The sequence below is a fragment of the Nonlabens sp. SY33080 genome, assembly GCF_011784885.1.
In the GTDB taxonomy this organism is placed as follows: Bacteria; Bacteroidota; Bacteroidia; order Flavobacteriales; family Flavobacteriaceae; genus Nonlabens; species Nonlabens tegetincola.
Window position 1 is genome coordinate 998845 of the sequence record NZ_CP050461.1, and the last position, 21557, is coordinate 1020401.

Here is a 21557-nt window from a genome sequence, read left to right on the forward strand (position 1 = left end):
TTGCATTTTTTATTGACCTATGTTAATGTGAACGTACGTTCTGATTTCCCATTCTAAACCATCTGGAAAACCTACTGCGCTTATCGGATTAATTGGAGGGAAAGTATCTGCTGGAATAGCCGCTGGTGCATACCTTGGTGAGAATTCATTCAATGATCTCCAAGTTCCTCTTATACCTATACGAGTACTAGGTAATATAAACCAGTCTGGTTTACTAATACTAGTTGAAATATCCACCATAAATTGATAAGGAAATGTCAGGTTAAAATCTCGATGGTAATCGTATGGACCCCAATCGTTAAATTTTGCGTGAGCTTGTAGCATAAAGTTTTTATAAATAGCTCGCAAATCACCACCATATCGTGTAATCAATCTGTCGCTATCACCATTTGCTTGACCATTACCATAATACCAGTTTGCGATCAAACCTAAATCAGGGCTCACCTTGGACACCATTCTAGAATGAATTTCCCATAAATCTTCAGCTGGTGCTGAATTAGGGAATATCAAAAAGGATCGATCTGCTTGAAATCCAATATGAGCATCCATGGTTGTAGGTAAGTGACGGTAAACAAATCCTAAATTCATCGCAAACTTTGCATCTTCCGCTCTATCATTATCCCATTCATACATCCAAGTTCCTGGAGTTGGGTCATAAGTGAACAAAATTTCACCAGCGGTTGTTTCTCTATTACCATCTCTAACAACAAAAGGATCGTCTATCCAGTTACGTAATCTTCCAGGTCCATCTACATCATTAGGCATGGCATCAATTAGTGGTTTACGCCACATGAAATTAGGCGCTATTTGAAAGTTTCCAACATTGTAAGCAATACCTGATAGTACACTATTTTGATTCCCGCTACCGCTATCGATAAGTCTCCATCCTGTAAAAGTTTGAGTTTGATCAGATCCTGCATTGGCCACTAATCCCATTGTAGAGGCCATTCCGTACCATCTAAAATTGCCATTTTCATAAGTAAGCTTAAGTTTTCCACCCCAATTATCGGAAGATTGAATGCGGTCTTCAAAAACAGTATAATTACCTGAAGTTCCTGTTACATCTTGATAGCTTATACCATTAAGAGGACTTCCACCCCAAATTCCTCCTACAGTAATTCCTAGTTTACCAACTTGTCTATTTACTGCAATCGTAGCACGCTCAGTAGGCCAAGGCGGTATAATACCACTACGAGCTTGCACAGGATCAATGACTCTTCTTCCAGTATTCGGATCAATATCAATATCACGTTCAAAATCACGTTGATAAACACCAGCTACATCCCATTTCCCTAATTGTCTCCTGTATTTGAACATCATAGTAGGATTTGCTGCCCACCAAAGTTGCGGCCCAACAGCTGCTTTTAAACCTTCGAAAATTCCTTTCCCGTCTATTTCAGCCCCAAGGAATTCTCCTCCATAAATATCAAGATTAGGTCCGTAGTTTGCTTCTCTATATAAATTAAAGAAATCTCCTTCATAACCCCAATGATAATGACCTGTTCTATAGAAGCCCCTTAAATCAAAATCTTTGGCATTCCATTCAAATTCTGCTTGATAAATTTGGACTCTGTTTAAATCGTTTATATTGATTTCCTCATCATTAGTATCATCAACCACAACAGGTCTTACCCGGTTTTCGTAGAATATCTCGTTTATTGGATTTTGAGCAACATTACCTGTGATGTTTACATTAACTTCTGCCCTCATGTTGGCCGCTGGCTTTCCTTCAACTCCGACAAAGTAGGACTGCATGTGATCAAAGCCTAGTTGATTAGGTAAAGCATTACTATCAGGATCTGGATTGTCTGGTGTAGTAATTAAATCACCACCAGTATTAAATGTAGTGAACCTAGCACTTAGGTTACTTATTCTCAAAACCTGACCATCGCCTCCATTTCCGGCCGCAGCTTTATCGCCTCTAGCTTTCAATACATATTCCATTAGATTTACTGATTTAAAATATTCAGATACAGTAATTAATGAAACACCCGGAGCATAAGGATTTAAATCATGTACATCTTTTAAAGCGTAGTAAGATGCTCTAGGATATAGCGTGTATAAACCGCTCGCGTTAGGTCTACCTTTTGCACAAATCCCAAACCATTCTTCATTCATGTTTTTAGATCCATTTTTAGTATCTAATGTGTAACCACCAGCAGTCCAACTAGCTTCAGTGTTATGGATGTCTAAATCCTTAGTTTGTCCTCGTTTCCACCATCCATCACTGAACTGGAATGTAAATCCACCTATTGAGTTTTGAGCCTTACCTAAACCAGCAGCATTTTCATAAATTTCTTTCCAATTATTAACCATGTAATAAGCCTGCATCTTTTGATCTTCTTGCATTGCAATTGCATTAAAAGCATCTGATCCAAATTCTGAGAACATTATTGGTTTGCCAAGTTCATTCTTTACTCTTTCAAAAGCATCGGTAAAGGATACTCCACGATACATATTTGTTGCGTAAACATCTATATCTGGAGCATGCTCTGCCACTAATTCAAGGAATAACAAATCCCCATTACAAATAGCGACAGGTTTGTTTGAGACTATTGATTTTATCTCGAGAACAGCCTCATTCATTAATGAATACATAGCCCTAGCTCTCTTTTTAATGGTTCCATCAGTTCCTATAGGAACATCTTCAGTTTCGGCACCACCCCATGACAAACCGTAATTATTTTCATTACCTAACATGAACATTAATAATCCTGGCGTATCCTTAAATTCATTAGCAAGCTTTTTTACTTCATTTAGTAAGAACCGCTTTGTTTTAGGGTCGCTATATTCTGTGTTGGGCACCCAAACACCATCTATAGTTAAACCATACCTACCGAATGAATGATTTAGAAGGGTGTATATTCCATAATTCTCATATATATATGTTACCCATTTAGGTTGAATTCCACTATATACTCTAATGGTATTAACGTTCATATTTTGCAGCAGCGACATCTCAGCATCAAGAGCTTCTTTAATAAAGTCATCCGGTTGTGACCAAAAATCATAAGAATAGTTTGCTCCAATCGGAACATAATCCCAATTCATACCATTTATCATAAAGGGTTGACCATCTACGGTAAGAGTTTGACCACTAGCATTTGAAACTAATTCGACCTTTTGATTTTGACCGTGTAATTGAAAAACCACAGCAAGTAAAAGGAATGTTAATATGAAGTTCTTATTCATGTAAAATAATTTGGTTATGAATTGAAAACGATTTCGTAAACGCTGTCATTAACAAACCGATAACGTTTACATCGATAAATGTAAAAGTTGTTTTAAAAAAACAAAAGAAAATCACCTTTACTAAAATGCAACAAACATGCAATTGAAGAGTTACGCTTTCGCGAAAGCGTAAAAAATACTATCTGATTTATTTTCAGATGTTTAAAATATCACAGGCTGATAAAATTTGTGTATTTATAAATTTCTGTATAGGTAATGTTGTATTAAAATTACAGCAGATGGTATAATTTAAATATCAACAATATAACCTGACAAACTGATATCGCGGTCCAATCCCAACTTTTTACGCAAACGATATCGTTTAATCTCAACACTACGAGGAGAAATATTGAGTAAAGGAGCAATCTCTTTAGAAGATAAATTCAACCTCAAATAGACACATAACCGTAGATCACCAGAGGTTAAATTAGGATGACGTTCTTTTATCTTTTTAAAGAAATCTTTATCAGCATTATTGAAGGCTTCCTCAAAGGTTATCCAGTCTTGTTTACTGTTCAGGTTTTTATCTACCAGATTACGTAGTGATTTGGTTTCGGTTGCTTCAGGTAATTTAGACAACTGCGACTTAAGTTCATTAAGAGTTTCATTCTTTTTAATCATTGCCATAGTTGCCACAGCCAATTCTTTATTACGTAGTTCAATGTCGCCTCTAAGTTTTGAATTACGTAACTCAACAATTCGTTTTTCATTCTCAAGGTTTTTCAACTCGAGCTCTTGCTGTTGCTTTTGAAGGGCTGCATTCTTTTTTCGCTTAAAATACCAAATGTAAAATCCATTTAATAAGCCAACTAATACGATGGTTAAGAGTACATAAATTACAATAGCAGTATTTGACAAATAACCTGGTCGTTGAATAGTAAAATTAAAAGACGCAGTATCCTCAAGGACTGCTCCATTTATACGAGATTTAAGCTTAAAAGTATAATCTCCAAACGAAAGATTTTTAAGCTGCGTCGAGGCATTTGTTGACCAGGTAGACCATGATTCATCTTGTAATTTATAACTATATTCTACTTGATCTAAAATATTAAACGTAGGCACCGTATATCTAATGGATATCGTTCCTATATTATTATTAAAATCAACTCCATCAATTAAAGATCGGTATTTTTCTGAATTGTTATCCCTAGTAACCACCGAAGTAATTACTGGTTTATAATATTCATCTGAAGAATTTTCTGTATTCAAACTTAAATAACCGAAGCTTGTTCCTAGCAGATAATCATCATTCCCAATATGATGAATATTTTCATATCCTATTTTTTCTCTTCTAAAATTATATTGAAATGGAATTTCCTTTATAGAAAAGCTACCGTTTATATCCTCGGTATCTATTTGAAAAATATTATTTTGATTGAACATCCATAGCAATCCATTTTCTTCCACTAGCGATGCCGACGTGTAATTAACGTCTTCGACTATTTTACTGAGTTTAGCATTAGGCCTGAAATTAGAATCGGTTCGCTTTTTTACATGAACAGTTCCTCTTTTTGAGTATATAATATCTCCTTTGAAACTTATAATATCCGAACCAATTCCCTTTGGCAGGGTTTCAATTTTCTCAACTGATAATGCTGTGGTTAATGCGTCGTTTAAAGTTATCTTATAAACTCCTTTATATTCGTGATTAATAAAAACCGTATCGTCTGCATCAATGGCAATAGCTTTGGAACTGATCGAAAAGCCTTTAATTGGAGTTGACTCAAATCCAGACTCCTTACGTTCTAATAGATACAAACCTTTATAGCTACCAGATAAATACGTATTCTCCTTTATTTTTAAGGTCTTCCAAAAACCGGTTGAATTTGAAATTGGAGTTACTTTATCTTCTTCAACAACAAATAATCCAATATTATGATTACAGAATAATACACCATCAAGAAAGTCTAAACTCCAAACTTGCCCTTGTGTTCCTTGCACAAACTTGAAGTTATCATTCCCTTTTTTATTAAATAGACCTTGATTGGTACCAACGTATAAATTATCCTCTAATTTAAAAGCAGTATGAACCGTACCTAATACTCCTTTGTAATCGTTGAAAACAGAAACCCCTGAATTAGGTTGTATAGTACAAACGCCCTTGTCTAAACCTATCCATAGATGTTCTTTACTATCTTCAAATATGCTTAGACAGGTATTATTAAGCAAACCTAGTGCTTGATTTATTTGATAAAGTAATTCACCTTGCGGTGAAATAACCATCAATCCATTTGCTATAGTTCCCAAAGCTATACTACCATTTTTAAGAAGAATTGCATCATAAACAGCAAGTCCTTCATTTATAGCGATCGAAGTCTTATTTGTTATTTGACCATCTTCTAATTGAAGTATTTCACCTTGTGAGGTAATCGCCAGTAGCGTATTGTTTTGTGTAAACAATTGAACAAAACCTATTGTACCTATGGCAGTAGAAGGATATTTAAGAACTGATGCTCCATTCTCCAGTTGATACAAACCCTTATTAAGGACTTGAAAATAGTAGTTGTTTCCTGTTTTAAAAAACTTATGAATCACTTCATCACTTACAATAGGTTTTATTCCACCAGTTTCAATATTGTAAACATAGATATGTGATAAAGATTGAAAAAGAATTTGATTACCTGCAGATTGAATGCTCCAGAACTCCTCGTCTTCTCCTAATTCAATATTGCTTTTCTTGACAATAGAAGTGTATTCTAGCAGGCCTTTGTTATTCCTGCTCCAATATCCAAAATCTCTATAACAACCTGTAAAGATGAGATCATCACGCACGTGAACAGACCTCATAATACTTTCATTAGGTGTTTTATAAAGGTTCCAGTGTGAACCATTATATTCTAGTAACCCTTGATTGTTTGCGGTATAGATATAGCCTGACCTATCCTGGGTTATCATCCAATTTTGATTACCTGCTTGATAAGTAACAGGATCAAAGTTTTGTATAGGTGGAAGTTCTTGAGCCCCTAAGAAGTGACTTATAATTAGAATAAATAGTAAATACCTCTGTATAGTTTTCAAATTTGGAGCACTTTACCCAAATGTAATTAAAAAAACTATACAATTTCTTCTCAGTAAGCTGTTGATGATAATCCTCGTGAGGAATCAACATACAACATCTTATTTATTGAAACCTTGAAGTTTGATGGCAGTGAGAACTTTTTTAGTGTATAGCGGGAAGTCAGCATTTTGTATCCAACTGTAATATCCTGGTTCTTGATTAAGGACATCTACCACTTTTTTACCGCGGTGTTTACCAAAATTAAAGCACTCCTCACCTTCCTTATTGTATACTATCATTCCAGCAAAATCGACAGATTTACGTTGGGTTGAAAATTCTGATAAATACTTAATATTATTTTCTAACTCAGGATATTTATCCAATTGACCTTTAAGCACTTCATAGGTGGCTATGGTATCAGCTTCTGCGCTGTGTGCATCAGTCAAATCTTTATTACAATAAAATTTATATGCTGCCACTAGGGTACGTTGTTCCATTTTATGAAATATGTTTTGGACGTCCACGGCATGTCTTTTTCCCATATCAAAATCTACGCCTGCACGCAGCATTTCCTCTGCCAGCAATGGTATGTCAAAACGATTACTGTTATAACCAGCAAGATCACTGTCCTTAATGATATTATTGATCTCGTGAGCTAGCTGCTCAAAGGTAGGTTCATCTTTTACCATATCGTCAGAAATACCATGAACAGCCGTGGTAGCAGGTGGAATGGGTATAGTTGGATTTACTCTATATGTATAGGTCTTTTCCTCGCCATCAGGAAATATTTTATGTATGGATATCTCTACAATTCTATCTTTAGAAATATTAACACCAGTAGTTTCAAGATCAAAAAAACAAATTGGCCTGTGCAGTTGTAATTGCATATAATTGTGCTATGATTTTAAAATGAGGTAGGTTATTTATTACGCTTTCGCGAAAGCGTAACCATCAACTTTCAAGTAACTGGTAATTACACCATACCCTATTCCAATATGATTATTATTATTTTTACAAATATACCGGTTAACAATTTTTAGGCATGGTATATGCTTATTAAAAGTAAACAGATTCATGAAAGCATTATTAACAATTCTTACTCTCTTTTTTTTAGGTTCTCAACAAAATCCTCATGAAGGAATACTAATCACAATTAAAAAGGACCGTCGCAGCATTACTTACGTCGCAGAAAATATTACCGATAAGGATTTAGATTTGTTCTTTATGGTTAAAAGTGAAGGTTTTAGGCGTAGTGCAGACCGACCAATAATTAAAACCATTCCTGCAAAAGAAAAGGTAGATTTAATTCAATTAATTCCTCTCAAAAATCGTAGAGACACCATTCATACTTATACCGCTATCGTTACAAAACCAGAAAATAATTTGAATATCACAAAAGGTGATAGTATTTCATTAAAGACCAATCGAGCTGCAGAAAAGGTGAAAAAGAAAACATTATAAGGTAAATACTAGTAAGTAGTGACTGAAGCTACCTGCCAAAACGAATAAATGCCAAATTACATGGTTAAAATATAGTTTGTTCCAAGCGTAGAAAACTATTCCTACTGTAAAAAAGACTCCGCCAGCGATTAGATACGTAAGTTGATCCTCAGAAAACTCTCTAGTGACCGTGTCAATATCTAGGACGACTAACCATCCCATTACCAAGTAAAGTAAGCTGGAAAAGGCTTCAAATTTTCCTGTGAAAAACAATTTCCATATGGTGCCGAACAAAGCGATAGACCAGACAGCAATAAGAATAGTAGACCCATTGCTATCCCATAAAACCGATAGACAAATAGGCGTATAGGTTCCTGCTATGGACAAGTATATAGCAATATGATCAGCTTTACGCAATTTAAATTTCAGCTTACCAGGAATTACGTAATGATAGGCTGTGGATGCGCTGTATAAGAAAACTTGTGATACAAAATAAATTACTGTTCCCAGTTTTAAATTGAAATAATCAGTTTGATAATCTGAAAAAACATAATAGATAGAAAAGGCTAGGAATAAAAAAATTCCTATCCCATGCGTTGCGACATTCCAATTTTCCTCTTGGGCGGTTTGAGCTCTTCCCACTAGAAATTGACTTTAGATAATTCTTGTTTTGCGGTATTGAACTCGTTTATCATATTTTCAACAACTTGTGCCGCTGGAATAATATCGTCTATAAGTCCAGAAATTTGTCCGATTTCCAACTCACCTTCGTTCATATCTCCTTCAAACATTCCTTTTTTTGCCCTAGCTCTTCCTAATAATTGTTTAAGATCTTCAATACTTGGATTTGAAGTATATAACTCTTGAACATCTTGCCAAAATTTATTTCTTAATAAACGTACTGGGGCAAGCTCTTTTAAGGTGAGATGAGTGGCTCCTTCACCAGCATCAACAACTGCTTGTTTAAAAGACATATGGCTACTAGCTTCATGGGTGGCTACAAATCTACTTCCTACTTGTACACCATCGGCTCCTAAAGCCATTGCTGCAAGCATTCCTTGACCTGTGGCTATTCCACCTGCTGCCATAAGCGGGATATCAATAGCTTTGGCAACTTGTGGTATTAAAGTAAGCGTCGTACTTTCTTCTCTTCCATTATGTCCACCAGCTTCAAAACCTTCTGCAACTACTGCATCAACTCCAGCTTCTTGAGCTTTTAATGCGAATTTTACAGAGCTCACTACATGAACCACCTTTATACCAGCTTCCTTCAGAATAGGTGTGTACGTTTTAGGATTTCCGGCGCTTGTAAAAACGATAGGCACTTTTTCTTCAATAATTATTTCGAGAATTTGATCCAAATCTGCATACAATAATGGAATATTAACTCCATAAGGTTTATCAGTACTATTTTTAGTTTTTTGAATGTGTTCCTTAAGTACATGAGGATACATGGATCCTGCACCTAGTAAACCTAATCCACCTGCATTACTTACAGCACTTACCAATTTGTGACCACTTGCCCATATCATTCCACCTTGAATAATGGGATATTTAATATTAAATAATTCAGTAATTCTCCTAGGATTCATTATTGAGTATTAGTTTTTGTAAAAATAAGAATTGAAGTCTTTAACAGGATTATAAACTATAATAAAACACAAAAGCCAGGTAATTTATAACCTGGCTTATTTATAAAATCTGGAAGCTCTATTTTACTTTACGTCCATTAATTCAACGTCAAAAACAAGAACAGCATTTGGTGGGATTACTCCACCAGCTCCTGAAGCTCCATATCCTAAGTGAGAAGGGATAACTAATCTTGCTTTGTCTCCTACTTTTAATAGAGAGATTCCTTCATCCCAACCAGGGATTACTTGTCCCATCCCTAATGGAAAATCAATAGGCTGATTACGACTGTATGAAGAATCAAATACCTTTCCATTTGCAAGCATTCCTTTGTAATGTACACTTACAGTTTTACCTTTTTCTGCTTGTTTGCCTTCTCCATGGTTGATTATTTGATAACGCAATCCGCTTTCAGTTTTATTAAATCCAGCTGCGATCTCTTCTAATTCTTGTTCTGCTTGTTTTTTGGCTTGCTCTTCTCTTGCTCGAGCTGCTCCTTCAAATTGTCTAAAAGATTCTACTGCGTTAAACGCTTCGGCATTTTCACCTTGTCTTAAGATAGATACTTTTTTAATTTCATCTCCTTGTTCTATCGCATCAACTACATCTTGACCTTCCATCACCTTTCCAAATACAGTATGCTTGTCATCTAACCAAGCTGTTTCTACATGTGTAATGAAAAACTGAGAACCATTTGTTCCTGGACCAGCATTGGCCATACTAAGAACTCCAGGACCATCGTGACGTAATTCTGGATGGAACTCATCATCAAATTTATATCCTGGTCCACCAGCACCTGTTCCTTGTGGATCACCACCTTGAATCATAAAATCAGGAATTACTCGATGAAATTTTAATCCATCGTAATAAGGTGTTCCTTGAGGCTTAGCCTGATTCTCTAAATTACCTTCGGCTAGTGCCACAAAGTTTCCTACAGTTCCAGGAGTTTTGTCATAATGTAATTGCACCAAAATTTCACCTTTGGTAGTATCAAATTTTGCGTATAATCCTTCTTGCATTTCTAAATTTTTATAGTTGCAAAGATACGTTGTTCAATTAAGTATTTCTTTGAGATTTCTACTTTGGAAAGATGAGTAATATTAAGTAATTTCCACATCAAACTTTTAAACCAACCAAATTATGACAAGAGCAGAACAACTCGCATTCTGTAATCAATGTGTAAATCGTAAAATGGATCTTGAAAAAGGTATGCTGTGTAGCTTTACTAATGAAAGGGCAAATTTTGATCCAGTTTGCGAGAAATATGAAAAGGACCCGACCTACATAAATCGTACTACACCAGTAGAAGCTGGATTACAAATCACTTCACAACAATTCGAAAAACTTAAAACAGAACAAAATTTACCTCTTGGAATAACAGCTGCATTGATCACAGGAATAGTTGGTTCTATTTTATGGGCTCTAATCACAAACTCAACCGGTTACCAAATAGGTTACATGGCTGTGGCAATAGGGTTTGCAGTAGGGTTTGCTAACCGTGTTGCTGGAAAAGGCGTTGAACAATATTTTGGAATTATTGGAGCTTCAATTGCATTATTGAGCTGCGTCGTTGGAAATTTTCTCAGTATTATAGGAATGATAGCAGATAGTGAAGGATTGGGTTATATGGAAACATTAAACCTATTTGACTGGTCATTATTTTTTCCAATAATGGCAGAAACCTTTAGTGTTATGGATATATTATTTTATGGTTTTGCGGCTTACGGAGGTTATAAATATTCTTTTAGGAATTTAGAACCTGAGGATTTATAATAATCTAAATTGTAAATAAAACAGCCGCTCGTTGAGCGGCTGTTTGTTATTATTGAGACTTTCTTTCAAAGAAAACTCCATTATCGAATGCATCGTCCTCATCTGGGAAGTGACCAAAATCTTGATTTGTACCGCTGTTTCTATATGGATTAACATATCCTCTAGCAGCAATTAACTTTCCACGACGGTTGTAGCGCACATCAAGTCCACCTACTCTACTTAACCAACCTCTTGTATAATCTACTCTTATGTTTCCTACTTTTCTTACACGTCCACGAGAATCATAGAAAATACGAGTATTTCCAATTTTAGTGACCTCACCGTATCGATTATATCTTATTAAGTTATTTCTTGTAGCGACTCTTCTTCCTCTTATTCTGCGATCGCTACTACGGATACCTGCGTCAAATGATAATCTACCTGTAGGAGATATTGCATAATCCACTCCTCGATGATTAAAAATAACTGCTTGTGAATTACGTATTCTACGGTTATGATTTTCAAAATCATGACTGTCACTCTTATTGATTTCAAAAGCTGAGGCATAGTTCAAAGACATTAAACCTAGTGCCATAAATAGTAATACTTTTTTCATGATTTTTATGTTTTAATGATGCCTACTCTATAATGATTTTCGGCTTCCTCTAATAATTGGATTTCAAAAGCCGTGCCAGTTAGGTTTTAACTATCCAAACGAAATTATAACGAACTGATTAATAGATAAATAAAAAAGCTTTAAACAGATTTGTTTAAAGCTTTAATACACAATAATTTATGTTTTATAACCCTAATTGGCTACTTCACTTATAAATTTTAATCGATATAATCTCAATTCTTCCTCTTCATAGTCACCGTCAAATTCATCCATAGCCACATCAATCTTATCACTTTCTGATTCTAGGAAATAATCGTGAAGTTCTTCTTGTTGATCTTCATCAAGCATTTCATCAATCCAATATTGAATATTTAATTTTGTACCACTATATACGATACTTTCAAGTTCACCTATAAGCTCATTCATCTCCATTCCCTTTGCACTAGCCATATCATCAAAACTTAGTTTACGATCAATGCTAGTGATGAAGTAAAGTTTATTTCCAGATTTTGAACCTGTACTTTTAATTACAAGGTCATCTGGTCTTGTAATATCGTTATCTTCAACATATTTTGATATCAAATCAATAAAAGGCGTACCGTATTTACGAGCCTTACCTTCACCTACACCATGAATATTTGCGAGCTCTTCCAGAGAAACTGGATATTTCGTAGCCATGTCATCAATAGAAGGATCTTGAAAAACAACATACGGTGGTACGTTCTTTTGTGCCGCTACCTTTTTACGTAAATCTTTTAGAAATTTGACAAGTTGAGTATCAACAGCACCGCCTTTTCCAGAGCCAATTACCTTATCATCACTTTCACTATAACTATGATCATCGGTCATCATAAAACTTGATCCAGAAAGTAAAAATTCTTTACCTTCTTTCTTCATTTTTAAGGTACCATAGGATTCAATATCCTTACGTATATATCCTGCAACCATTATTTGACGTACCAGCGCCATCCAGTAGTTTTTATCTTTATCCTTACCACTACCAAAAAAATCATGTTGATCCAATTTATGACTGCTTATCATGGCATTAGTTTTACCCTTGATAATATTGACTATGTCTTTGGCCTTGTATCTTTCACCAGCATCAGAAATTACTTTGAGTAATTTTTTTACATCCTCAACGGCTTCTTTTTTAGGTTTAGGGTTTTTCATGTTATCGTCCATGTCACCGCCTTCACCTGTTTGTGGATCAAACTGCTCTCCAAAATAATGAAGAATAAACTGTCTGCGGCTCATGCTAGTTTCTGCATAGCTTACCATTTCTTGAAGTAATGCATGACCGATTTCTTGTTCAGCAATCGGTTTTCCCGACATGAATTTTTCTAACTTCTCAATATCTTTATAAGAGTAGTAGGCAAGGCAGTGTCCTTCACCACCATCTCTTCCTGCACGACCAGTTTCTTGATAGTAAGATTCTATACTCTTTGGTATATCGTGATGAATTACAAAACGTACATCAGGTTTATCGATTCCCATCCCAAATGCAATTGTCGCGACTACTACATCAACGTCTTCCATTAGGAACATGTCTTGGTGATTTGCTCTTGTTTTTGCGTCGAGCCCTGCATGATAAGGAACTGCTTTTATACCATTAACTTGCAGTACTTGGGCAAGCTCTTCCACCCTTTTACGAGATAAACAATAAACGATACCAGACTTACCGTCATTTTGTTTAATAAATCTAGTAATATCTGCATCTACTTGAGCTGTTTTAGGACGTACTTCATAGAATAAGTTAGGTCTATTAAAACTTGCCTTAAAAGTGGTAGCATCTGTTATTTGGAGGTTTTTTAAAATATCCTCTTGCACCTTTGGAGTTGCTGTTGCCGTAAGACCAATAATTGGAATGTTAGCTCCTATTCTATCAATGATTTTACGCAGGTTGCGGTATTCAGGTCTAAAATCATGACCCCATTCACTTATACAGTGCGCTTCATCTACCGCAAGAAAAGATATTTTTTGCTCCTTGAGAAATTCTACATATTCCTCTTTGGTCAGTGACTCTGGTGCTACATACAACAATTTACATTCACCACTAGTAATATCATTCATTACACGTTGAACATCTGTTTTTGATAGTGAACTATTGAGTACATGCGCTACTCCATCACTGTCAGAAACTCCACGTATTGCATCAACCTGATTTTTCATTAAAGCTATCAAGGGTGATACCACGATTGCGGTACCATCTTGCATAAGTGCAGGTAACTGATAACATAATGATTTACCACCACCGGTAGGCATGATGACAAAGACATCATTACCATTAAGTAGGGTCTTGATTACATCTTTTTGTAATCCACGGAATTTATCAAATCCAAAATATTTCTTGAGGCTTTCTTCTAGAGAGACTTGTGTTTCTGCCATCCGGCGCTTGTGTTTTTGTTATCTTTGTAAGCTAAATTTACGACTAAATTAGAATATTTCAAATTACTATTAAATCTTATCACTCTTGGATTTAGAAAATAAAGCTCTTGAAGCTGCAAAAAGAACAGTAAGCATTGAGGCACAAGCTGTTAATAATTTAATAAATAGTATTGATTCCGCTTTCGCGAAAGCGGTATTATCCATACATAATTCAAACGGTAGGGTCATCATTACTGGAATAGGTAAAAGCGCTATAATCGCGCAAAAGATGGTAGCTACCATGAACAGTACTGGGACACCAGCTATTTTCATGCATGCCGCTGATGCTATACACGGTGACCTAGGAATTATACAGAAAAATGATGTTGTTGTGTGCCTATCAAAAAGCGGTAACACTCCAGAAATAAAAGTACTTGTTCCACTAATAAAGGATTTTGGCAACCTTTTGATAGCAATTACTAGTCATAAAGATTCCTTTTTAGGTAAGGAAGCAGACTTTATCCTACATGCTCCTATTGAGGAAGAGGCTTGTCCCAACGGCCTTGCTCCTACTACCAGTACAACTGCTCAACTAGTTATAGGTGATGCTCTTGCGGTAAGTCTGCTAGAATTAAAAGGGTTTAGTGATAAGGATTTTGCAAAATATCATCCAGGTGGCGCTTTAGGTAAAAAACTTTATTTAAGGGTTGATGATCTTGTTTCTCAAAATAAAAAGCCTGAAGTATCTGCAAGCACTAGTTTACGTGAAGTGATCATTAATATTTCAGAAAACATGCTAGGGATGACGGTTGTGACTAGTGAGTCTAAGGCTATAGGTGTTATTACTGATGGCGATTTAAGAAGAATGCTCACTAGTGGTCGTAATATAGACGATTTACAAGCTCACGATATAATGAGCGATCACCCTAAAACTATCGATACAGATGCGATGGCAGTTGAGGCTCGAGAAACTATGGAGGAATACAATATTTCTCAACTAGTAGCTACCAATAACGGTGAGTACGCAGGTGTTGTCCATATTCATGATTTAATAAGAGAAGGTATCTTATAACATGGCTAGAAAAAAAGTAGACCCTAACAACATGTCATTTCTTGATCACGTAGAGGAATTGCGATGGGCAATTATAAGATCTATAGGTGGCGTGCTCTTAATGGCAATTGTTGCCTTCATTTTTAAAGACGTAGTAATCGACGGTGTTCTTCTGGGACCTAGTAAAAATGATTTTATCAGTTACCAGAAATTTTGTGAGTTTGCTAAATGGCTAGGATTTGAAAGTGAATTTTGTGATCCTAATTTAAATTTTGCTACTCAAACCAGAAAAATGCCTGATTTATTCAGTGCTCACATTTGGACTTCGATTACGGTAGGATTTATAACCGCTTTTCCATGGATTTTATGGCAGTTTTGGAATTTTATCTCTCCAGGGCTTAAACCAAATGAACGTAAATATTCTAAAGGGTTTATCATCGCAAGCTCATTACTGTTCTTTACTGGTGCATTGTTCGGTTATTATTTGATCGCTCCGTTATCAGTGCATTTTCTAGCTACCTATGAATTATCAGAACTTATTAAGTTTGAACCTGATTTAAATAGTTATATAGGTTTAGTAAGAGCCTGTGTTCTTTCCTGCGGAATCATGTTTGAACTACCTATAATTGTGTACTTTTTAACCAAAGTAGGATTGTGTACACCACAAGCTATGCGCAAATACCGCAAGTTTGCACTAGTAATTGTCCTAATCGTTGCTGCTGTGATAACACCACCTGATATTCAAAGTCAGATAATAGTTGCTATACCTGTGTTAATTTTATACGAGTTAAGTGTTTTCATATCTATGTTTGTACTTTATAGACAACGTAAAAAAGTAGCCTAATAAGGCATTTAATTTTATGAGTAATATTGTAGAAGAATTCAATAGTTATCGTGCCAAAATGAACGATGCTATTCTTGAAGATAACAATAAAGTTATCAAACGTATTTTTAATCTAGACACAAACGCTTTTACTGAAGGTGCTTTGGACAAGAAGACTAAAGAACTTTTAGGTCTAGTAGCAAGTACTGTTTTAAGATGTGACGACTGCGTGCGCTATCATTTACAAGCTAGTAAAGAAGCTGGTCTTAAAAAAGAAGAAGTTGTTGAGGCTTTGTCAATCGCAACCTTAGTAGGCGGTACCATAGTCATTCCACACTTAAGACGTGCCTATGAGTATTGGGATGCTCTAGAACAAGAAAACTAAAAAACAATAACGTTTTTATTTAAAGGTCTGTGATGGTTCACAGGCCTTTTTTTATTAAGATTTAATGAGCCAATCTTCATTTTGAACTGTAGAAAACCCAACAATACCATAATCTATATCATACCATATTTTATTCACATTAATCGCAATATTGGTATGTGAATCAACATATTCTAATGTTGTACCTGAGTTGATTTCAACTACACGATAAAACGTTCTCTCACCAATGGTCATCACTTGTTCGGGTTGGTCAAAAAAACCATTAAGCACTACTCCATCAGTAAATTGCGTTGCATTATTATTATAGTAGCTGAATAGTAATTTCACATTAAAGTTGCCAAATCTTGAGAAATCTGCAACGTAAGCCAGAGTAGTTTCAAAACTAGTTCTAGGATCTTCTATCGTGAAATGAATGGTTGAATATTCTGTTTGATATCTAGGTATTGAATACCAGCCAGTAGTTCCTCCTCGCTGACTAATTCCTTTATTTACTCTTTGCACACAAGCTTGTAGTTCTAATTCATCATCATTTACAAATGATATGCAATCACCTACATCGTAAACATTTTTTACAATGAGGTCCTTTTGTTCTTCATCAAACTGGTACACTGGTCCATAAAGTCTAACATCTTTAATTTCACTTTCCTCTTCTATTTCTTCACAAGAAGCAGCAAGTATCATGGTAAAGCACAGCGACAATAGAAATTTGACGTAATTCATAATAAATGATTTTCAACCAATTTAGTTGAATTATAGACTTTTATATGATGTATTCTACAAATTGTTCGAAATCAAACTTGTAAAAATTACAAATGATCATAAAAAAAAGGTCTGTGATTGCTCACAGACCTTTTGTAATTATTTAAACGAAGTTTTTAACCTAATTCTTTCGCTCTTCTTTTACGTTCATTCTCATCAAGGAAAATCTTACGTAGTCTAATGAAGTTAGGTGTTACCTCTACATACTCATCTTTTTGTATGTATTCCAGTGCTTCTTCTAAAGTGAATTTAATCGGCGGAGCGATTTTCACCTTATCATCCGCACCTGCACTACGCACGTTAGATAATTTTTTAGTCTTTGTAAGGTTAACGACAAGATCATCTGCTCTTGAATTTTCACCTACCACTTGACCTGTATAAATCTCTTCACCAGGCGCTATAAAAAACTTACCGCGATCTTGAAGTTTATCTAATGAATAAGGGATAGCTGTACCTTTTTCCATCGAGATTAATGATCCATTGATACGACCTGGAATTTCTCCTTTAAATGGTTCAAATGCTATAAAACGGTGATTCATAATCGCCTCACCAGCTGTCGCAGTAATTAACTGATTTCTTAATCCTATGATACCTCTAGATGGAATTTTAAATTCAATAACCATACGATCACCTTTAGGAGTCATACTAGTCATTTCACCTTTTCTCATAGTAACCATTTCAACAGCTTTACCACTTACGTTTTCTGGTAAGTCAATGGTAAGTTCTTCTACCGGTTCACATTTAACACCATCTATCTCTTTAATGATAACCTGTGGCTGCCCGATTTGTAGCTCATATCCTTCTCTTCTCATAGTCTCTATAAGAACCGACAAGTGTAACACACCACGACCAAAAACCATAAACTTATCAGCGCTATCTGTATCTTGCACTTGTAGAGCAAGATTCTTCTCAAGCTCCTTGGTTAAACGGTCTTTAATGTGCCTAGAAGTTACAAATTTTCCATCCTTACCAAAGAATGGTGAGTCGTTAATAGTAAACAACATACTCATTGTAGGCTCATCAATCGCTATAGTTTCCATAGCTTCAGGGTTTTCATAATCGGCAATAGAATCTCCAATCTCAAAACCTTCTAAACCTACAACAGCACAAATATCTCCTGCTTGAACTTCGGCTACTTTGGCACGGCCCATTCCATCAAATACGTTAAGCTCCTTGATTTTAGACTTCATCTGGCTACCATCACGTTTACACAAGGTTACTTGCTGCCCTTCTTTAAGAGTACCTCTAGAAACTCTACCTATCGCAATACGACCTGTATAACTAGAGTAGTCTAATGAAGTAATAAGCATTTGAGTAGTACCTTCACTCACTTTAGGAGCAGGTATGTGCTCAATTACCATATCTAGTAACGGCTCGATAGAATCTGTTTGATCTTGCCAATCGTCACTCATCCAATTATTTTTGGCACTACCGTATACCGTTGGGAAGTCCATTTGCCATTCTTCGGCACCTAATTCAAACATCAAGTCAAATACAGCCTCGTGAACTTCGTCTGGTGTACAGTTTTCTTTATCTACTTTGTTTACAACTACACATGGTTTAAGTCCCATGTCAATTGCTTTTTGAAGAACAAAACGAGTTTGCGGCATTGGACCTTCAAAAGCGTCAACTAGTAACAAAACCCCATCGGCCATGTTAAGAACACGTTCTACCTCACCACCAAAATCGGCGTGACCAGGAGTATCGATAATATTAATTTTAGTTCCTTTATAGGTAACCGAAACGTTTTTTGCAAGAATGGTAATACCACGCTCACGTTCTAGGTCATTATTATCTAAGATTAATTCTCCAGTAGATTCATTCTCACGAAAAATCTCACAATGGTGTAAAATCTTGTCTACCAGGGTAGTTTTACCGTGGTCAACGTGTGCGATAATCGCGATATTTCTGATGTCTTTCATTATAGTACCTTAATTTCAGGCTGCAAAAGTACTCTTATTTATTGGTTTTTAGGCTTTTTATTTTTATTGCAGTGTTAATTTGTACTCGCTTTCGCGAAAGCGTAATCCCAAAAACATCATCCACAAAAAAAGACCTGTGGCACAACAGGTCTTTTAAAAGGGGAAAACGAAAGTAAATCTAGTGACTAAGCATTTTTACTTTGAACTTGTACAGCTAGATTGTAGATAACTAACCCAAACCCAATTTTGTTAATAGCGTCACCTATGTTGTACACAACATCAAGGTCCAATCCTCCAAAAATCGATTCGTACCAACCTGGAGTTCCTGCCATATAACCTATCGGGTAAATGGCCCATCCCACTAGTACAAACCAGCATAAGGTTTTATGAGCGCTCAAAACGTAGCCACCTGCTTGTTGTGCGAGTTTTTTTGCCTCGCCAAACCAAATGATTGCAACAATCCAGAAGTAAGCTAATCCTGAAACTAATCCCCATAACCAGGCATTGTCCCTATCAACTGCTTCGCCAAAGTATCCTGTTACAAGCATTACAACTGAAAGTAAAATGAGTTTCCACATTAAAGATTTCTTTGCACCAGCGACCTTAAGAATTAAATAAAATTCAACACACATTAAAGGTACCGTAAGTACCCAATCCACATATCTAAAAAATACTGGTGACTCTGCAAAAGAAGACCAATAATCTCTCATATACCAATAGTGAACCGCAGCAATGAAAGTGATCAATCCTGAAACTAAAATAGAGACACGCCATTTTCTATCAAAAGAATTCATAGAAAGAAAAAAGAAGGCGCTGGCAGCCATCATAGCCATACAGCCTACAAAAAACGAAAACCCTACATAATCATTGGGAGCGATTTTTGAAACTTCGGTAAGTAATAATAAAGTATTCATAATAAAATGTTTTTGTTGAACTAAAATTACAAAACTTTAAACATATTTGTTTAACTTTATAATGTTAATTTTAAACAAAAAAATGTCTTACCTAGGTTTATACCGTATCATTTTAATACTAAGTTTCCTTTGTTTATGGGTATCAACGCGTATTTCGGAAGATTGGGAAAATGGATTAGGGTTGGTATTAATTTTATCAATTGGAGTCATACATGGCGCTAATGATGTGCGAATTCACCTTAACAAAAGTGAACGTTCTACTAAAAGGATACTTTCATTCATATTGAAATATTTAGTTGTGGTGTTACTAGGAACTGTAGGATTTTTTCTTTTACCACAAATTACCCTTGGACTTTTTATACTGGTAAGTGGATATCATTTTGGACAAGAACATTTTGAAAAATACCAATTACCTGCTTCCTGGAAAAACAATCTATTTGTAGCGGCTTATGGATTATTAATCCTATTGATGCTATTCAAAATTAATTCCAGTCAAAGTCTAAATGTTATCAATGAAATAGTTTCCGTGAACATAACTGAGCAGCAACTGTACTATGCACTTCTTGCTACATGCGTTATCCTCGTTGCTACTGGAGCCTATCAACTACGAGGTCTTCCTTTAAAGACAATTGCTAAGGAATTATTATATCTCGCTGTCATCTTTATTATTTTTAATACAAGTAGTCTATTATGGGGATTTGCCATCTATTTTGTTTTATGGCACAGTATACCTTCTATGTACACTCAAATCACTTTTTTATATGGCGACTCAAATCGGTCACATGTTTGGAGTTATATTAAATACAGTTCACTGTATTGGATCGCTTCATTAATATTTTTAGGTGTTTTGTATTTTTTTCTTCAAGAAAGAACTCAATTCTTGCTGTCTATTATAGTTGCATTCTTAGGAGGAATAACGTTTCCTCACGTATTCGTTATGGATAAAATGATCAAAAAAGCATAAAACCGATTCACGATTTAACGTTTAACACATTAAGAACGTTAAGTCTTTCTTAAAGCAAAGAGAAATCTAAATATAATTCGTCTAGCGGTATTTAGATTGATACTTTTGAAGCCTAATAACAAGACAATTACAATGAGTCAAGTAAAAGAAAACGATACTGTACAAGTACATTACACAGGAAAATTAACCGACGGACAAATATTTGATAGTAGCCTAGAGCGTGATCCTTTAGAGGTAACTTTAGGACAAGGTCAATTAATTCCTGGTTTTGAGCATGGTCTTATCGATATGAAGGTGAACGAGAAAAAAACTATTACGATAAACAAGGAAGATGCTTATGGTGAAATACACGATCAACTTTTCCAAAAAGTGGATAGAGCAAACTTACCTCAAGAAATTGAACCACAAGTAGGTATGGGATTAGTATCTCAAAATCCAGATGGTACTGAACGTCAACTACGTGTGAGTGAAGTGCATGATGATCACATTGTGGTAGATGCTAATCATCCACTAGCTGGTAAGGATTTGGTTTTTGACCTTGAACTAGTAGCAATTAAGTAAATTCTTTACAATCCTATAAAAACAGCCTTGTAACCTATTGGTACAAGGCTGTTTGCTTTTTACGCAGGTAAGAAACATTTTCTTATGTTGAACCTAGCTAATTCACTTGAAACACGTTACTAGAAATGTTACCTTTGCATTCCTTAAA

Annotated in this window: 19 protein-coding genes; 7 read left to right on the forward strand and 12 right to left on the reverse strand. The window is 35.4% G+C overall.

The features are described from left to right. Window positions 1-9: 9 nt before the first annotated feature. The 4 genes from HCN53_RS04630 to HCN53_RS04645 all read right to left on the reverse strand — a co-directional run bounded on the left by HCN53_RS04630 (window position 10) and on the right by HCN53_RS04645 (window position 7305). Entirely contained in the window at window positions 10-3192 is a 3183-nt protein-coding gene (locus HCN53_RS04630; protein ID WP_167342178.1) for a glycoside hydrolase family 2 TIM barrel-domain containing protein, read from the reverse strand. 288 nt (window positions 3193-3480) lie between these two features. Continuing rightward, window positions 3481-6249: a LuxR family transcriptional regulator gene (locus HCN53_RS04635; protein WP_167342179.1), complete on the reverse strand. Its 2769-nt coding sequence runs from the start codon at window positions 6247-6249 to the stop codon at window positions 3481-3483. Between the two features lie 99 nt (window positions 6250-6348). After that, entirely contained in the window at window positions 6349-7116 is a 768-nt protein-coding gene (locus HCN53_RS04640) for a 3'-5' exonuclease (RefSeq protein WP_042280296.1), read from the reverse strand. A 39-nt stretch (window positions 7117-7155) separates the two neighbouring features. Beyond that, complete coding sequence (locus HCN53_RS04645; RefSeq protein WP_167342180.1) at window positions 7156-7305, reverse strand: hypothetical protein; 150 nt, start codon at window positions 7303-7305, stop codon at window positions 7156-7158. Here HCN53_RS04645 and HCN53_RS04650 point away from each other — a divergent pair. After that, a complete protein-coding gene (locus tag HCN53_RS04650) occupies window positions 7304-7690 on the forward strand; it encodes a hypothetical protein (RefSeq protein WP_167342181.1) in 387 nt (128 codons plus the stop codon). The genes HCN53_RS04645 and HCN53_RS04650 overlap by 2 nt on opposite strands. On the opposite strand, the gene trhA is transcribed toward HCN53_RS04650, so the two are convergent. The 3 genes from trhA to HCN53_RS04665 all read right to left on the reverse strand — a co-directional run bounded on the left by trhA (window position 7685) and on the right by HCN53_RS04665 (window position 10317). Next, entirely contained in the window at window positions 7685-8311 is a 627-nt protein-coding gene (gene trhA, locus HCN53_RS04655; RefSeq protein ID WP_167342182.1) for a PAQR family membrane homeostasis protein TrhA, read from the reverse strand. The genes HCN53_RS04650 and trhA overlap by 6 nt on opposite strands. Then, window positions 8311-9261, reverse strand: coding sequence for an NAD(P)H-dependent flavin oxidoreductase (locus HCN53_RS04660; protein WP_085774907.1), 951 nt, complete (start codon window positions 9259-9261; stop codon window positions 8311-8313). Before HCN53_RS04660 ends, trhA begins: the two co-directional genes overlap by 1 nt. Window positions 9262-9384: 123 nt before the next feature. Continuing rightward, window positions 9385-10317 (reverse strand): peptidylprolyl isomerase, encoded by a 933-nt coding sequence (locus HCN53_RS04665; protein WP_042280300.1) that lies wholly within the window; start codon window positions 10315-10317, stop codon window positions 9385-9387. Window positions 10318-10438: 121 nt separating this feature from the next. Here HCN53_RS04665 and HCN53_RS04670 point away from each other — a divergent pair, with 121 nt between their 5' ends. Continuing rightward, complete coding sequence (locus tag HCN53_RS04670) at window positions 10439-11071, forward strand: hypothetical protein (protein WP_167342183.1); 633 nt, start codon at window positions 10439-10441, stop codon at window positions 11069-11071. Between the two features lie 49 nt (window positions 11072-11120). Here the strand turns inward: HCN53_RS04670 and HCN53_RS04675 are convergent, their stop codons facing one another. Continuing rightward, window positions 11121-11666 (reverse strand): hypothetical protein, encoded by a 546-nt coding sequence (locus HCN53_RS04675; protein WP_167342184.1) that lies wholly within the window; start codon window positions 11664-11666, stop codon window positions 11121-11123. A 192-nt stretch (window positions 11667-11858) separates the two neighbouring features. Continuing rightward, window positions 11859-14051 carry a DNA helicase RecQ gene (gene recQ / locus HCN53_RS04680; RefSeq protein ID WP_060524644.1) on the reverse strand — a complete coding sequence of 731 codons (2193 nt, stop codon included), beginning with the start codon at window positions 14049-14051 and terminating at the stop codon, window positions 11859-11861. Between the two features lie 85 nt (window positions 14052-14136). Here recQ and HCN53_RS04685 point away from each other — a divergent pair, with 85 nt between their 5' ends. From HCN53_RS04685 to HCN53_RS04695, 3 genes are read left to right on the forward strand one after another with little or no spacing between them, the layout of a single operon-like run. Continuing rightward, window positions 14137-15102, forward strand: a complete 966-nt coding sequence (locus HCN53_RS04685) for an SIS domain-containing protein (protein WP_167342185.1) — start codon at window positions 14137-14139, stop codon at window positions 15100-15102. A 1-nt stretch (window position 15103) separates the two neighbouring features. Then, on the forward strand, window positions 15104-15925 hold the full coding sequence (tatC, locus tag HCN53_RS04690) for a twin-arginine translocase subunit TatC (protein ID WP_042280304.1): 822 nt from the start codon (window positions 15104-15106) through the stop codon (window positions 15923-15925). Window positions 15926-15941: 16 nt separating this feature from the next. Next, window positions 15942-16289 (forward strand): carboxymuconolactone decarboxylase family protein, encoded by a 348-nt coding sequence (locus tag HCN53_RS04695; RefSeq protein ID WP_060524643.1) that lies wholly within the window; start codon window positions 15942-15944, stop codon window positions 16287-16289. 54 nt (window positions 16290-16343) lie between these two features. On the opposite strand, the gene HCN53_RS04700 is transcribed toward HCN53_RS04695, so the two are convergent. From HCN53_RS04700 to HCN53_RS04710, 3 genes are all read right to left on the reverse strand, one after another. Then, window positions 16344-17009 carry a hypothetical protein gene (locus tag HCN53_RS04700; protein ID WP_146105021.1) on the reverse strand — a complete coding sequence of 222 codons (666 nt, stop codon included), beginning with the start codon at window positions 17007-17009 and terminating at the stop codon, window positions 16344-16346. Between the two features lie 155 nt (window positions 17010-17164). Continuing rightward, window positions 17165-18970 carry a translational GTPase TypA gene (gene typA, locus HCN53_RS04705; protein WP_042280309.1) on the reverse strand — a complete coding sequence of 602 codons (1806 nt, stop codon included), beginning with the start codon at window positions 18968-18970 and terminating at the stop codon, window positions 17165-17167. Window positions 18971-19155: 185 nt separating this feature from the next. Further along, the gene (locus HCN53_RS04710) at window positions 19156-19884 is read right to left on the reverse strand and encodes a bacteriorhodopsin-like (protein ID WP_042280311.1); all 729 of its coding nucleotides are present in this window, start codon (window positions 19882-19884) and stop codon (window positions 19156-19158) included. A gap of 82 nt (window positions 19885-19966) precedes the next feature. Between HCN53_RS04710 and HCN53_RS04715 the strand changes: the two genes are divergently transcribed. Further along, the gene (locus HCN53_RS04715; RefSeq protein ID WP_167342186.1) at window positions 19967-20848 is read left to right on the forward strand and encodes a Brp/Blh family beta-carotene 15,15'-dioxygenase; all 882 of its coding nucleotides are present in this window, start codon (window positions 19967-19969) and stop codon (window positions 20846-20848) included. Window positions 20849-20980: 132 nt separating this feature from the next. Then, window positions 20981-21409: a peptidylprolyl isomerase gene (locus HCN53_RS04720; RefSeq protein WP_105019237.1), complete on the forward strand. Its 429-nt coding sequence runs from the start codon at window positions 20981-20983 to the stop codon at window positions 21407-21409. The last annotated feature ends 148 nt before the right edge of the window (window positions 21410-21557 follow it).

Excerpts from the sequence above, each read along its gene's own strand:
- HCN53_RS04675 (WP_167342184.1), bottom strand. The coding sequence starts at position 11,666 with ATGAAAAAAGTATTACTATTTATGGCACTAGGTTTAATGTCTTTGAAC.
- recQ (WP_060524644.1), bottom strand. The coding sequence starts at position 14,051 with ATGGCAGAAACACAAGTCTCTCTAGAAGAAAGCCTCAAGAAATATTTT.
- HCN53_RS04695 (WP_060524643.1), top strand. The coding sequence starts at position 15,942 with ATGAGTAATATTGTAGAAGAATTCAATAGTTATCGTGCCAAAATGAAC.
- HCN53_RS04720 (WP_105019237.1), top strand. The coding sequence starts at position 20,981 with ATGAGTCAAGTAAAAGAAAACGATACTGTACAAGTACATTACACAGGA.
- HCN53_RS04650 (WP_167342181.1), top strand. The coding sequence starts at position 7,304 with ATGAAAGCATTATTAACAATTCTTACTCTCTTTTTTTTAGGTTCTCAA.
- HCN53_RS04670 (WP_167342183.1), top strand. The coding sequence starts at position 10,439 with ATGACAAGAGCAGAACAACTCGCATTCTGTAATCAATGTGTAAATCGT.
- HCN53_RS04630 (WP_167342178.1), bottom strand. The coding sequence starts at position 3,192 with ATGAATAAGAACTTCATATTAACATTCCTTTTACTTGCTGTGGTTTTT.
- HCN53_RS04715 (WP_167342186.1), top strand. The coding sequence starts at position 19,967 with ATGTCTTACCTAGGTTTATACCGTATCATTTTAATACTAAGTTTCCTT.
- typA (WP_042280309.1), bottom strand. The coding sequence starts at position 18,970 with ATGAAAGACATCAGAAATATCGCGATTATCGCACACGTTGACCACGGT.
- HCN53_RS04645 (WP_167342180.1), bottom strand. The coding sequence starts at position 7,305 with ATGAATCTGTTTACTTTTAATAAGCATATACCATGCCTAAAAATTGTT.
- HCN53_RS04700 (WP_146105021.1), bottom strand. The coding sequence starts at position 17,009 with ATGAATTACGTCAAATTTCTATTGTCGCTGTGCTTTACCATGATACTT.
- HCN53_RS04660 (WP_085774907.1), bottom strand. The coding sequence starts at position 9,261 with ATGAATCCTAGGAGAATTACTGAATTATTTAATATTAAATATCCCATT.
- HCN53_RS04640 (WP_042280296.1), bottom strand. The coding sequence starts at position 7,116 with ATGCAATTACAACTGCACAGGCCAATTTGTTTTTTTGATCTTGAAACT.
- HCN53_RS04665 (WP_042280300.1), bottom strand. The coding sequence starts at position 10,317 with ATGCAAGAAGGATTATACGCAAAATTTGATACTACCAAAGGTGAAATT.
- tatC (WP_042280304.1), top strand. The coding sequence starts at position 15,104 with ATGGCTAGAAAAAAAGTAGACCCTAACAACATGTCATTTCTTGATCAC.
- HCN53_RS04710 (WP_042280311.1), bottom strand. The coding sequence starts at position 19,884 with ATGAATACTTTATTATTACTTACCGAAGTTTCAAAAATCGCTCCCAAT.